The sequence below is a fragment of the Streptomyces sp. NPDC097619 genome (assembly GCF_040302735.1).
GTDB lineage: Bacteria > Actinomycetota > Actinomycetes > Streptomycetales > Streptomycetaceae > Streptomyces.
Genome location: NZ_JBEOSD010000004.1, coordinates 84,058 through 97,668, shown reverse-complemented (window position 1 = coordinate 97,668; position 13,611 = coordinate 84,058). Strand labels below are relative to the sequence as shown.

Annotated in this window: 11 protein-coding genes; 7 read left to right on the top strand and 4 right to left on the bottom strand. The window is 74.0% G+C overall.

Annotated elements, in window-relative coordinates; translation table 11 throughout:
* Window positions 1–29 precede the first annotated feature (29 nt).
* A complete protein-coding gene (locus ABTZ17_RS01945; protein WP_352193555.1) occupies window positions 30–662 on the bottom strand; it encodes a DJ-1/PfpI family protein in 633 nt (210 codons plus the stop codon).
* 84 nt (window positions 663–746) lie between these two features.
* Window positions 747–1,712 (bottom strand): GlxA family transcriptional regulator, encoded by a 966-nt coding sequence (locus tag ABTZ17_RS01950; protein WP_352193556.1) that lies wholly within the window; start codon window positions 1,710–1,712, stop codon window positions 747–749.
* A 157-nt stretch (window positions 1,713–1,869) separates the two neighbouring features.
* Here ABTZ17_RS01950 and ABTZ17_RS01955 point away from each other — a divergent pair, with 157 nt between their 5' ends.
* From ABTZ17_RS01955 to ABTZ17_RS01975, 5 genes are all read left to right on the top strand, one after another.
* Window positions 1,870–2,739, top strand: a complete 870-nt coding sequence (locus ABTZ17_RS01955) for an SCO6745 family protein (protein ID WP_352193557.1) — start codon at window positions 1,870–1,872, stop codon at window positions 2,737–2,739.
* 105 nt (window positions 2,740–2,844) lie between these two features.
* Window positions 2,845–5,262, top strand: a complete 2,418-nt coding sequence (locus tag ABTZ17_RS01960; protein ID WP_352193558.1) for a Tex family protein — start codon at window positions 2,845–2,847, stop codon at window positions 5,260–5,262.
* A 223-nt stretch (window positions 5,263–5,485) separates the two neighbouring features.
* On the top strand, window positions 5,486–5,977 hold the full coding sequence (locus ABTZ17_RS01965) for a hypothetical protein (protein WP_352193559.1): 492 nt from the start codon (window positions 5,486–5,488) through the stop codon (window positions 5,975–5,977).
* The gene (locus ABTZ17_RS01970; protein ID WP_352193560.1) at window positions 5,967–7,130 is read left to right on the top strand and encodes an MAB_1171c family putative transporter; all 1,164 of its coding nucleotides are present in this window, start codon (window positions 5,967–5,969) and stop codon (window positions 7,128–7,130) included. Before ABTZ17_RS01965 ends, ABTZ17_RS01970 begins: the two co-directional genes overlap by 11 nt.
* A 114-nt stretch (window positions 7,131–7,244) precedes the next feature.
* The gene (locus ABTZ17_RS01975; RefSeq protein ID WP_352193588.1) at window positions 7,245–8,009 is read left to right on the top strand and encodes an SDR family NAD(P)-dependent oxidoreductase; all 765 of its coding nucleotides are present in this window, start codon (window positions 7,245–7,247) and stop codon (window positions 8,007–8,009) included.
* Window positions 8,010–8,079: 70 nt separating this feature from the next.
* On the opposite strand, the gene ABTZ17_RS01980 is transcribed toward ABTZ17_RS01975, so the two are convergent.
* Window positions 8,080–9,717: an ABC-F family ATP-binding cassette domain-containing protein gene (locus ABTZ17_RS01980; RefSeq protein ID WP_352193561.1), complete on the bottom strand. Its 1,638-nt coding sequence runs from the start codon at window positions 9,715–9,717 to the stop codon at window positions 8,080–8,082.
* Between the two features lie 233 nt (window positions 9,718–9,950).
* Between ABTZ17_RS01980 and ABTZ17_RS01985 the strand changes: the two genes are divergently transcribed.
* Complete coding sequence (locus ABTZ17_RS01985; protein ID WP_352193562.1) at window positions 9,951–11,471, top strand: M1 family metallopeptidase; 1,521 nt, start codon at window positions 9,951–9,953, stop codon at window positions 11,469–11,471.
* A gap of 56 nt (window positions 11,472–11,527) precedes the next feature.
* Here the strand turns inward: ABTZ17_RS01985 and ABTZ17_RS01990 are convergent, their stop codons facing one another.
* A complete protein-coding gene (locus ABTZ17_RS01990) occupies window positions 11,528–12,364 on the bottom strand; it encodes an oxygenase MpaB family protein (protein WP_352193563.1) in 837 nt (278 codons plus the stop codon).
* A 197-nt stretch (window positions 12,365–12,561) separates the two neighbouring features.
* On the opposite strand from ABTZ17_RS01990, the gene sph reads away from it, so the two are divergent.
* Window positions 12,562–13,554 (top strand): sphingomyelin phosphodiesterase, encoded by a 993-nt coding sequence (gene sph, locus ABTZ17_RS01995; RefSeq protein ID WP_352193564.1) that lies wholly within the window; start codon window positions 12,562–12,564, stop codon window positions 13,552–13,554.
* The last annotated feature ends 57 nt before the right edge of the window (window positions 13,555–13,611 follow it).

The following is a 13,611-nucleotide window of genomic DNA, read 5'->3' as shown; positions in this document are numbered from 1 at the left end:
GGGCGGGGCCGCGGGTGCCTCGGCGGGGCTCAGGAACCGGCGACGGACGCCGCCCGCCACTCCGCGACCAGGTCCGCGGGGGCCTTCTCCGGGGACCCGGCGTCGTAGGGCGGCTGCGGGTCGTACTCCGTCAGCAGCTGGACGGACTGGGCCACCCGGTCCCCGGCGATCCGGCCCAGCAGGGTCAGGCCCATGTCGATGCCGGAGGAGACCCCGGCCGCGGTGACGTACTTGCCGTCCGTGACCACCCGCTCCCCGGTGGGCTCGACGCCCATGCCGGCCAGCTGGTCCAGGGCCAGCCAGTGGGAGGTGGCGCGGCGGCCTTCGAGCAGCCCGGCCGCCGCGAGCAGCAGGGACCCGGTGCACACCGAGGTGGTCCAGGTGGTACCGGCGTCGACGGTCCGCAACCAGTCCAGTACGGCCGGGTTCGTCATCTGCGCGGACGGGTCGGGCGCGCCGGGGACGATCACGATGTCCGGGGCGGTGACCTCGGAGAGGGCCTTGTCGGCGACGAAGGCGAGTGAGCCGGAGTCGTTGCGGACCGGACCGGGGGTCTCGGCCACGAACACGGTCTCCGCCTCGGGGAGGCGGCCCAGGGTGTCGTAGGGGCCGATGGCGTCGAGGGCCGTGAAGCCTTCGTAGAGCAGGACGGCGATCTGCACGGGGTCCTCCGAGATAGTTTGTAGTGTCACATGTGAAGTTGCACGGTCATGGGTCACACTGCGGCATGACCGGTCACACAACGCTCAGCCGCGCGGGCCGCGCGGCCCGAACCGGCGGCGGTACTCGGCCGGGGACTGCCCGAGGGCCTTGAGGAAGGCCCGTCGCAACGCCTCCGGGGTGCCGTAGCCACAGGCCCGCGAGATCTGCGCGACCCCCTCGGAGCTGTCCTCCAGCAGCCGCCGGGCGTGCTCCACGCGGACCCGCTCCACGTACCGCCCCGGGCTCACGCCGGTCTCGGCGTGGAAGGCCCGCGCGAACTGCCGCGGGGAGAGCCGGGCCCGGTCCGCCAACGCCGCCACCGTCAGGTCCCGCTCCGGGTGCTCGCTGACGTACCGCTGCACCTCCCGCAGCGGCTCCCGCCGGGCGGTCTGCGCCGCCAACTGGGCACTGAACTGGGCCTGGTTGCCGGGCCGGTGGAGGAAGACCACGAGGTGCCGGGCCACCTCCAGCGCGACGTCCCGCCCCAGGTCCTCCTCGACCAGGGCCAGCGCCAGGTCGATCCCCGCGGTCACCCCCGCGGAGGTGGCCACGTGGCCGTCGCGGACGTACACGGGATCGGCCTCGACCGTCACGCGCGGGTACTTCCGGGCCATCGCCTCGCACACCAGCCAGTGCGAGGTCGCCCGCCGCCCGTCCAGCAGCCCGGCCTCGGCCAACAGCAGCGAACCCGTGCACACCGACACCAGCCGGGGCGCCCGCGGCCCGTGCTCCCGCAGCCAGTCCACCAGCCGCGGATCCGGTTCCCGGGTGCCCTCCCCGCCCGGCACCAGCAGGGTGTGCGCGGCCGGCGCCTCCGCCAGCGAGCCGTCCGGCACCAGCCGCAGCCCGCTGCACGTGCGGACCGGGCCGCCGTCCAGGGAGGCGGTGCGGATCCGGTACCCCGGCCCGCGCCCGGTCCGGTCGGCCCCGCTGAACACCTCGACGGGGCCGGTGACGTCGAGGCTCTGCACCCCGTCGAAGAGGACGACCACCACGGTTCGCTGCGCCATGTCCCCATGCTCGTGCGTGCCGGCGGGCGACCGCAATGACGTGCTTCCCACCTTTGCTGCCATGCCCCGGACCACCCGACCCCACCTCGCCAAGTCCGCCCGCCAGGTGGCCGGAAATCACCTCTCCGGGGCCCGGAAGGGCGGTTAGCGTGCGCGCATGACGACCACTCTGCCCGCCCTCGCGGTCCGCAACTGCGCCCAGGGCACGCTCAACCCGATGCACGCGATCCTGTACTTCGCCCCCGAGCACACCTCCGAGATCACCGCCGCCGGCATCAAGGACCCGCAGGGCGCCGCCCTCGCCGCGCGGGCCGCCGCCCTCGGTGCCGTCGGCCCCGGCGCGGTCGCCGCCGCCTTCTTCAACTACGACCACGGGCTGCTGGCCCGGCACTTCCCCGCGGTGTGGCGGGAGGCCTCCCCGGAGGTGGTGCTGGAGGCCCGCACCCGGGCCGCCGACACCACCCTGCGGCGCCTCCTCGGCGAGGAGGTCATAGCCTCCGCGGAGATGGCCGAGGCCGCCGAGCTGGCCCTGCGGGCCACCGAGGCGTGCACCCGGCACGGCCGGATCCTGTACTCCGCCCACGCCGACCTGCCGGTGCCCGAAGAGCCGCACCTGGCCTACTGGCACGCGGCCACCCTGCTCCGCGAGCACCGCGGCGACGGCCACATCATCGCGCTGGTCGCGGCGGAGCTGGACCCGATCGAGTCGCTGGTCTCGCACACCGCCTCCGGCCTCGGCATGACCCCCAAGTGGACCAAGCTGACCCGCGGTTGGACCCAGGAACAGCTGGACGCCGCCAAGGACCGACTGCGCGCCCGCGGGGTCCTCGACGCCGAGGGCGAACTCACCCCGGCCGGACTGGACCTGCGCGAGGAAGTGGAGCGGGAGACCGACCGCCTGGACCGGGCCCCGTACGAACACCTCGGCGCGGCCGGCACCGCCCGCCTGACCGAGCTGGGCCAGGGCTGGTTCATGAAGGCCCTCGGCAACGGCGCCTTCCCCCGGGACCTCCTCGGCAAGGGCTGAGCCCGCCCCCCGCTCCCGTGCCGGTCCGGCCCGGCCGGACCGGCGGTCCGCCGCCCACCTGCCACAATTGCAGCCTTCAGGCTGATACGAAGGCGGGAACGACGAGTGACCACGTCCATCGAAGGCAGGATCGCCGAGGAGCTCGGCGTACGGGAACGCCAGGTGAAAGCCGCCGTCGAGCTGCTCGACGGCGGCTCGACCGTGCCCTTCATCGCGCGCTACCGCAAGGAAGCGACCGAGATGCTCGACGACGCGCAGCTGCGCACGTTGGAGGAGCGGCTGCGCTACCTGCGGGAGCTGGAGGACCGCCGGACGGCGGTGCTGGAGTCCGTACGCGAGCAGGGCAAGCTGGACGCCGCCCTGGAGGCGAGCATCCTCGCCGCCGACACCAAGGCCCGGCTGGAGGACATCTACCTCCCGTTCAAGCCGAAGCGGCGGACCAAGGCGCAGATCGCCCGCGAGGCCGGACTGGAGCCGCTGGCCTCCGCCCTGCTGACCGACCCCTCCCGGGACCCGGCGGAGGCCGCCGCGGCCTACGTGGACGCCGAGCGGGGCGTGGCGGACGCCGCGGCCGCCCTCGAAGGCGCCCGGGCCGTCCTCACCGAGCGGTTCGCCGAGGACGCCGACCTGATCGGCGAGCTCCGCGAACGCATGTGGAACCGCGGCAGCCTCACCGCGAAGGTCCGCGAGGGCAAGGAGGAGGCGGGGGCGAAGTTCTCCGACTACTTCGAGTTCGCCGAACCCTTCACCGCGCTCCCCTCGCACCGGGTCCTGGCCCTGCTGCGCGGCGAGAAGGAGGACGTCCTCGACCTGGCCCTGGAGCCGGAGGAGCCCGCCGCGGACGGCGCGCCCCGCGTCCGGTCCTCCTTCGAGGACGCGGTGGCGCACCGCTTCGGGATCACCGACCGCGGCCGTCCCGGCGACAAGTGGCTCGCGGACACCGTCCGCTGGGCCTGGCGCACCAAGATCCAGGTGCACCTGGGCATCGACCTGCGGACCCGGCTGCGGCAGTCCGCCGAGGACGAGGCGGTCCGGGTGTTCGCCGCGAACCTCCGCGACCTGCTCCTCGCCGCCCCCGCGGGCACCCGCGCCACCCTCGGCCTGGACCCCGGGTTCCGCACCGGCGTCAAGGTGGCCGTGGTGGACGCCACCGGCAAGGTCGTCGCCACCGACGTGATCCACCCGCACGTGCCGGCGAACCGCTGGGACGAGGCCCTGGACAAACTGGCCCGACTGGCCCGCCGGCACGAGGTGGAGCTCGTCGCCATCGGCAACGGCACCGCCTCCCGCGAGACCGACCGGCTGGCCGCCGAGCTCTGCTCCAAGCACCCGGAGCTGGGGCTCACCAAGGTGATGGTGTCCGAGGCGGGCGCCTCCGTGTACTCGGCCTCCGCCTTCGCCTCCCAGGAACTCCCCGAGCTGGACGTGTCCCTGCGCGGTGCGGTGTCCATCGCCCGCCGCCTCCAGGACCCCCTCGCGGAACTCGTCAAGATCGACCCGAAGTCCATCGGGGTCGGCCAGTACCAGCACGACCTGTCCGAGGTGAAGCTCTCCCGGTCCCTGGACGCCGTCGTCGAGGACTGCGTCAACGGCGTCGGCGTGGACGTCAACACCGCCTCGGCCCCGCTGCTCTCCCGGGTCTCCGGCATCAGCGCCGGCCTCGCCGAGAACATCGTGGCGCACCGCGACGCCAACGGCCCCTTCCGCAGCCGCCGCGGGCTCAAGGACGTGGCCCGCCTCGGCCCCAAGGCGTACGAACAGTGCGCGGGCTTCCTGCGGATCCGCGACGGCGAGGACCCCCTGGACGCCTCCAGCGTGCACCCCGAGGCGTACCCGGTGGTGCGGGCCATGGGCAAGCAGGCGGGCGGCGAGGTCGCCGCGCTGATCGGCAACACCTCGGTGCTGCGCTCGCTGCGGCCGGAGTCCTTCGTGACGGACTCCTTCGGCCTGCCCACCGTGACGGACATCCTGCGCGAGCTGGAGAAGCCCGGCCGCGACCCCCGCCCGGCGTTCCGCACCGCGGGCTTCAAGGAGGGCGTCGAGAAGATCGGCGACCTGGAGCCGGGCATGGTGCTGGAGGGCGTGGTCACGAACGTGGCCGCCTTCGGCGCCTTCGTGGACGTGGGCGTCCACCAGGACGGCCTGGTGCACGTCTCGGCCATGTCGAAGAACTTCGTCAAGGACCCGCGGGAGGTGGCCAAGCCCGGGGACATCGTCCGCGTGAAGGTCCTCGACGTGGACATCCCCCGGAAGCGGATCTCCCTCACGCTGCGCCTGGAGGACGAGGCGGAGGCCGCGGCCGGCGGGGGCCGGCAGCGGGGCGAACGCGGCGAGCGGCCCCGCGGCGGACGGGCCCCGCAGCAGCGAGGCGGCGGCGCGGGCGGCACCGGCGGAACCCGTCAGGGCGGCGGCGACCGGCGCGGCGGACGGCGCGAGGGCACCCCGCCGCCCGCCAACAGCGCCATGGCCGACGCCCTGCGCCGGGCGGGCCTCACCGACCCCGAGGGACGCCGCCGCGGCTGATGGCTTGAATTCGAAGCCCCGTTCGGGCCCGGCCTTGCCAAGGCGGGGACAAGATCGGTAGGGATGACGGAGGGCGGGTGCGCCACGACGGCGCGCGCCGCCCTCCGTCCATCCTGCGGACCCGTTCCCGCGCCCGGCCGTCCCGAAGGCTCAGGACCCCATGACCGCTTCCGCACCTGCCTACCGACGCTGCGCCCGGACGGGTCCCAGGAGGGAGCACACGGTGCCCTACGGCCACCACGGACTGCGCAAACGCTGCGAGGCCGTCCTCGCCGGCCTCGACCTGCCGCACCCGTTCTCCCTGGAAGCCCTGTGCGCGCGGATCGCCGCCCGGCGGGGCCGGCCCATCCGGCTGCACCCGCTGCCCCCGGAGGCCGCCGCTTCGGGGGTCTGCGGACTGTGGGTGGGGACCGCCACCGTGGACTACGTGTTCTACGAGGACCGCACCACCCGCCTGCACCGCGAGCACATCGTCCTCCACGAGCTGGGCCACATCCTCTTCGGTCACCATTCCCTGGAGGGCGAGGACCCCGCGGAGGGTGGTGTTCCGGTCGTTCTCGGCCGGACGAACTACACCACCCGGCAGGAGCGGGAGGCCGAACTCCTCGCCAGCATGATCCGCACCGAGGCCGGTCCGCGGCCCGGTCGCGCCCCGCGCGGCACCCTCGAACGGCTCGGTTCCGCCCTCGGCATGGGGAGCGCCGATGCGGGCTGACCTCGCCGCGTTCGGCACGTGGCTGGCCCTGCCCTCGGTGCTGCTGCTGTGGGCGGCGGTGCTGTTGCGGGCCCCCGCCGCGGTGCGCTCCCCGGAGCAACGCGGACTGCTGCTGGCCGTGGCCACCGCCGCCGGGGCCATGACCCTCAACCTGCCCGAGGTGGTGGAGGCGGCCCAGCGCGCCCCCGGCACCGCCCACCTCGTGGGGCTGGTCCGCAACCTCACCGGGGTGCTGTCCGCGGGCGCGGTGCTCTACTTCGTCTCCGCGAGCACCGGCGGGCGACGGCTGCGGCCCGCCTCGGCGGCGGCCACGGTCGTGCTGTCCGCGGCGCTGCTGGTCCTGGACGCCACCGCCCCCGCGCACCGGCTGCACGGGATGCCGCCGGGCGGCGAGCCGGTGCCCTCCCTGGCGTACTGGCTGGTGCTGATCTCGGCCCACCTGGTGGCCAACACGGTCTGCGTGGCGGTCTGCTGGCGGTACGGCGGGCGGGCGGGGAACCGGGCGCTCGCGCTGGGGCTGCGCCTGTTCGGGCTGGGCACGGCGCTGGCGGGGCTGTTCTGGCTGGCGTACCTGCTGAAGGCGCTGGCGGGCGTCGAGTGGCCGCTGCCGTACCTGCCGCTGCTGATGAACCTGCACGGGGTGCTGCGGGCGGCCGCGATCCTGTTGCCGACGCTGTTCCTGGCGCGCCGCACCCTCGGCGACGTGACGGCGGCCTGGCGGCTGTGGCCGCTCTGGCGGGACCTGGTGCAGGCCGTGCCGCACGTGGCCCTGCACGCGCCGCGCGCCTCCCGGCTGTTGGAGCTCCTGTGGCCGCCGGTCCCGCGGGACCTGCTGGTGTACCGCAAGGTGATCGAGACCCGGGACGCCATCCTGACCCTGAACGAGTACGTGGCCCCCGGCGTCCCCGAACAGGCCCGCCGGTACGTGGCGGAGACCGGGACGGTCGGACCGCGCGTGGAGGCGGCCGTGCTGGCCTGTGTGATCAACGAGGCGCGGCGGGCCAAGGACCTCGGCCGGCCGGCCGTACCGGGCGGCTACGGGGCGGGGCCCATCGAGTGCGGGGACCTGGCGGGCGAGCGCCGTTTCCTGGTGGACGTGGCGGAGGCGTACGGGGCCCCGAGCACGGACGCCTTCCGCCCGGAGCCGGATTAGGTCGGGGCGCGCCGGGCCGGGCCGCACGCAGCGGCGCCGCATCACATTGCCATGTCACGCATCACGCACCAACGTCACGTGTCACACATCGAGGTGGAAGCTCTCTTGACCACTGTGCTCATCACCGGCGCCGGCTCCGGGCTCGGCGCCGCCTTCGCCCGGCAGTTCGCGGCCCGCGGCTGCGATCTGGTGCTCGTCGCCCGGGACGAGGGCCGGCTGGAGCGGACCGCGGCCCGGCTCACCGACACCTTCGGCGTGGCCTGCGAGGTGCTGCCCGCCGACCTGCTCGACCCCGCGGCCTGCGCGGCGGTCGCCGACCGGCTGCGGGATCCGGACCGTCCCGTGGACGTCCTGGTGAACAACGCCGGCTTCGGGCTGCCCGCGCCGTTCCCGTACAACCCCGTCGAGGACGAGGAGCGGATGCTGGAGCTGCTCGTGCGGGTGCCGCTGCGGCTGACCCACGCGGTGGTGCCGGGCCTGCGGGAGCGTCGGCGCGGCGCGGTGCTCAACGTGTCCTCGGTGGCGGGGCTGCTGCCCACCGGCACCTACGGGGCGGCGAAGGCGTGGCTGACCTCCTTCAGCGAGTCCCTGCGGGTGGACCTGGCCCCGTACGGGGTGCGGGTGCTGGCCGTGGTGCCCGGGTTCACCCGCACCGAGTTCCAGGAGCGGGCGGGCATGGACCCGGACGCCCTCAAGGACGTGCCGTGGCTGGAGCCCGACCAGGTGGTCGCGCAGGCGTTCAAGGACCTGGCGCGGTCCCGGCCGGTGAGCGTGGCCGGGTGGCGGTACAAGGCGTACGCGCAGGCCGTCCGGCACCTGCCGCGGCACCTGGTCGCGAGCCGGATGGCGCGGACCCGACGCCCCCCGGCCGGCCCCTGAGGGCCGGCCGGGGCGCCGCCGCGCCGGGTCCCCGGGTCGATCGGCACGGCGGGCCCGGCGGGCCCGCCGGTCAGTCCTCGGTGACCTTGCCGTCCTCGACGCGGAGCCGGCGGGTGGTGCGCACGGCGTCCAGCATCCGCCGGTCGTGCGTGACCAGCAGCAGGGTGCCCGTGTAGGACTCCAGGGCCGCTTCCAGCTGCTCGATGGCCGGCAGGTCGAGGTGGTTGGTGGGCTCGTCGAGGACGAGGAGGTTCACGCCTCGGCCCTGGAGCAGGGCCAGGGCCGCGCGGGTGCGCTCCCCCGGCGACAGGCTCCCGGCGGGGCGCAGCACGTGCGCCGCCTTCAGGCCGAACTTGGCGAGCAGGGTGCGGACCTCGGCGGGCTCGGTGTCGGGCACGGCGGCGCAGAAGGCGTCCAGGAGGGGTTCCTCGCCGAGGAACAGTCCGCGGGCCTGGTCCACCTCGCCGACGAGGACCCCGGAGCCCAGGTGGGCGCTGCCGGAGTCGAGGGGGACCCGGCCGAGGAGGACGCCGAGGAGGGTGGACTTGCCGGCGCCGTTGGCTCCGGTGATCGCGATCCGGTCGGCCCAGTCGATCTGGAGGCTGACGGGTCCGAAGGTGTAGTCCCCGCGACGGACCTCGGCCCCGTTGAGGGTGGAGACCACGGAGCCGGAGCGGGGGGCCGCGGCGATCTCCATGCGGAGCTCCCACTCCTTGCGGGGTTCCTCGACCACCTCCAGCCGTTCGATGGCGCGCTGGGTCTGCCGGGCCTTGGCGGCCTGCTTCTCGCTGGACTCGCCGCGGAGGTTCCGGCCGATCTTGTCGTTGTCGCCGGCCTTGCGGCGGGCGTTGCGGACGCCCTTGTCCATCCAGTTGCGCTGCATGAGGGCGCGGCCCTCCAGCGCGGTGCGCTTGTCGGCGTACTCCTCGTAGTCCTCGCGGGCGTGCCGGCGGGCGGTGGCCCGCTCCTCCAGGTAGGACTCGTAGCCGCCGCCGTAGAGGTTGATCTGCTGCTGGGCGAGGTCGAGTTCGAGGACCTTGGTGACGGTGCGGGTCAGGAACTCGCGGTCGTGGCTGATGACGACGGTGCCCGCGCGCAGGCCGGTGACGAACTCCTCCAGGCGGCGCAGGCCGTCGAGGTCGAGGTCGTTGGTGGGCTCGTCGAGGAGGAAGACGTCGTAGCGGGAGAGCAGCAGGGAGGCGAGTCCGGCGCGGGCGGCCTGGCCTCCGGAGAGGGCGGTCATGGGCTGGTCGAGGCCGACGGCGAGGCCGAGGGAGGCGGCGACCTCCTCGGCGCGTTCGTCGAGGTCGGCGCCGCCGAGGGCGAGCCAGCGTTCCAGGGCGAGGTTGTAGTCGTCGTCGGCGCCGGGGGTGCCGTCGACGAGTCCCTGGGTGGCGGTGTCGAGCTCGGTCTGGGCGGCGGCGACGCCGGTGCGGCGGGCCAGGAACGCGCGCACGGACTCGCCGGCGCGGCGTTCGGGTTCCTGGGGGAGGTGGCCGACGGCGGCCGTGGGCGGGGAGAGGCGCACCTCGCCGTCCTCGGGGCGGTCGAGGCCGGCGAGGAGGCGGAGCAGGGTGGACTTTCCGGCCCCGTTCACGCCGACGAGGCCGATGACGTCCCCGGGGGCGACGACCAGGTCGAGTCCGGCGAAGAGGGTGCGCTCGCCGTGGCCTGCGGCGAGTTCCTTGGCGACGAGGGTTGCAGTCATTTGCCCACGATCCTAGCCGGGGCGGGGGTGGGTCCCGCCGGGGCGGCGGGCCTCGGGCGAGAGGGGGCGGACGTGGCCCTCCACCGGGGGGAAGGGCGGCTTCCGGGGCTCCGGGGACCCGAGGGTTTCGGCCGAATGGCGATCATGTGACAGCAGGGGTCGTGGACATGACGGGGGACGCCGGGGATGAATACGGTCGAACGCAACCACGGCACCTACCACTTGGAGCTCTCGTGCACCGCAAAGTCATCGCCCCGAGCGTGCTTGCCGCCTCCCTTCTGCTGGTGATCCCGGCGTCGGCCGCAAGTTTCGCTCCGGGCGCCCCGGGTATCGGTGATCCCTATTACCCGGCCAGCGGCAACGGCGGATACGACGTTTCCCATTACGACCTGAGGCTCCAGTACCAGCCGAAGACGGACCTGCTGGAGGGCACGGCGACCATCCTCGCCACCACCACCCAGGACCTGTCCCGGTTCAACCTGGACTTCGGCCTGAAGGTCAGCGAGGTGCGGGTCAACGGAATCAGGGCCGGGTTCGCCACCTCGGGCACCCAGGAGCTGGAGGTGACCCCGGCGAGCCCGCTGGCGAAGGGCAAGTCGGTCACCGTCGTCGTGAAGTACGCGGGCAAGCCCTCCGAGCTGAAGGTGGACGGCTGGACCGCCTGGCACCGCACCCCGGACGGCGGTGTGGCGGCGCAGGAGCCGGACTCGGCCATCTGGTGGTTCCCGAGCAACGACCACCCGCTGGACAAGGCCACCTTCGACGTGTCGGTGAACGTGCCGGACGGCACCCAGGCCATCAGCAACGGCGTGCTCCAGTCGTCGAGCTCGAAGCTGGGCTGGACCCGGTACAACTGGCGGTCGAACAAGCCGCAGGCCACCTACCTGGCCACGCTCGCGGTCGGCAAGTTCGACATCACCACCGACACCACGGCCAACGGTCTGCCGATCCTGAACGCCTACAGCAAGGACCTGGGCGACAACGCCGGCGCGGCGCGGGCCAGCCTGGAGCGGACCGGCGAGGTGGCCGACTGGCTGACCGGGTACTTCGGCCCGTACCCGTACAACGCGCTCGGCGGCTACGTCCCGAACGTGACCAGCGGCTACGCCCTGGAGACGCAGACGCGGCCCTTCTACAGCCCGCGGCAGTTCGCCAACGGCGCGAACGTGCAGGTGGTCGTGCACGAGCTGGCCCACCAGTGGTACGGGAACAGCGTGTCGGTCCGCGGCTGGAAGGACATCTGGATCAACGAGGGCTTCGCCCGCTACAGCCAGTGGCTGTGGTCGGAGAAGGAGGGCGAGGGCACCGCGCAGGAGCTGGCGGACTGGGTGTACGCGACCCGTCCCGCGGAGGACCCGTTCTGGCAGGTCAAGCCGGGTGACCCGGGCCCGGAGAACCAGTTCCACGGGGCCGTGTACGACCGGGGCGCGCTGGCCCTGCAGGCGCTGCGGAACGAGATCGGCGACGAGAAGTTCTTCGCGGTCCTGAAGGGCTGGCCGACGGAGTTCGCGCACGGCAACGCCTCCGTGGCCGAGTTCACCCGGTACGCCGAGCGGATCTCCGGCAAGCGGCTGGCGGGGCTGCTGGACACCTGGCTGTACCGGTCCGGGAAGCCGGCGGCGGGCCCGTCGAAGCCGGCGTCGAAGCCGAAGCGCGGCAACCTGCGCGGGGCGGCCCCGAAGCCGGTGCAGCCGAAGTCCTGGAAGAAGATCGCCGCGACGGACTCTGTGCACGACCACGACGCGCACCGCTGACCGCGGCGGCCCTCGGGCCCCGCGCCGTCGGACTCCCGGGCCCGGGCGGCCGTCCCTCAGGGGGCAGCCGCCCGGGCCCGGCGCGCGAGGGGCAGGTACCGCAGCCGGTCCGGGAGCAGGGCGACGAGCACGCCGACGGCGCGGCTGAACAGGCGCAGTCGGCGCTGCCGGCCGGGGGTCCAGGGCAGGCCGAGGGCGGTGCGGGCCTCGGGGGGCAGGTAGCCGACGGTGAGGAAGGCCCGCAGCCGCAGGAAGGGCCGGCGCAGCAGGGGCCACAGCAGCCGCAGCGCGATGCGGAGCGGGCGGGGACCGCGGTCGGGGGCGGGGAGGGCGGCGTCGGTGTCGAGGAGTTCCCGGGCGACGCCGGTCAGGCGGAGCCGGGTGGTGACCACGTGGTGGAAGTGCTCGCGGTAGGCCGTCGCGTCGGGGGGCATGTCGCGGTCGTGGATGCCGAGGACCCGGCCGAGCCGGAGCCATTCGGCGTAGAGGGCCTCGGTTTCGGCGGGGTCCAGGGGGCGGGGCCAGAGCAGCCCGAAGGCGTGCAGCTGCACGGCGAAGCCGGAGGCGTGCACCCAGGCCCAGGTGTCGGGGTCGAGGGCGCGGTACGGGGTGCCGTCGGGGGCGGTGCCGTGGATGTCGCGGTGGAGGCGGCGGAGCCTGCGGCCCTCGGCGGCGGCGTCCGCGCCTCCGTACACCCAGCGCTGGACGGATTCCACGGACCGGACCCCGCGGCCCCAGGGGTCGGTGCGGAAGACCGAGTGCCGGTCCACTCCGGCGGCGATGGCGGGGTCGGCGACCTGGAGGAGGAAGGAGGCGGGCAGCAGCAGGAGCATCCGGAGGTCGCCGGTGACGTTCCAGAGGATGCCGTCCCGGGGCGGGGGGAGCGGGTCCATGGTGTCCTCCGCGGGCGGTCGGGGCGGGGGTCCGGTCGGGTAAGGGCGGGTTCGCCCCGCGTGTGCGCGTCCGTCCGCCGGGATTCGTACCGGCGCGTAAAGATTCCGGTCGCACGGGTGTTACCCAGAGGTAACTGCTTCTGCTGTGATGGCGGGGCCCCACGCCCCACACCCCCCAGCCGACCACAGGAGTCTCCATGGCGCTCCCCCACCGTCGCGGCCGCGTCGCCGCTCCGGTCCTCGCCGCCGCCGTCGCCGCCGCGCTGGCCCTCACCGCGGCGCCCGCCGCCTCCGCCGCCCCGGCCGAGGCGACCGCGGTCCCCCGGCTCAGCGTCCTGTCGTACAACGTCTTCCTGATGAGCAAGAACCTCTACCCGAACTGGGGCCAGGACCACCGCGCCCGCGAGATACCGAAGGCGTCCTTCTACAAGGGCCGCGACGTGGTCGTCCTCCAGGAGGCCTTCGACAACTCCTCCGGTGACGCCCTCAAGGCGAACTCGGCCGCCGGGTACCCGTACCAGACCCCCGTGATGGGCCGCAGCAAGGACGGCTGGGACGCCACGGGCGGCGCCTACTCGGCCACCACCCCCGAGGACGGCGGGGTCGCGATCCTCAGCAAGTGGCCGATCGTCCGCAAGGAGCAGTACGTCTACAAGGACGCCTGCGGCGCCGACTGGTGGTCGAACAAGGGCTTCGTGTACACGGTCCTCGACGTGAACGGCACGAAGGTGCACGTGGTCGGCACCCACGCCCAGTCCACCGACCCGGGCTGCTCGGCGGGCGAGGCGGCGCAGATGCGCAGCCGCCAGTTCAGGAACATCGACGCCTTCCTCGACGCCAAGAACATCCCGGCGTCCGAGCAGGTGATCGTGGCGGGCGACTTCAACGTGGACTCGCGGACCCCGGAGTACGCGAGCATGCTCGCCGACGCGGGCCTGACCGGCGCCGACGCCCGCACCGGGCACACCTACTCCTTCGACACCCGCGACAACTCCATCGCGCGGTACCGCTACCCCTCCGACCCGCGCGAGGACCTTGACTACGTCCTGCACCGGGCGGGCCACGCCAAGCCGGCGGGCTGGACCAACGACGTGATCAAGGAGCAGAGCGCGCCCTGGACCGTCAGCAGCTGGGGCACCTCGTACACCTACTCCAACCTGAGCGACCACTACCCCGTGATCGGTTCCTGAGCCGGCCCCGCTCCCGTTCCGTCCCCCGCGCGGGGGACGGAACGGGAGCGGGCGGGT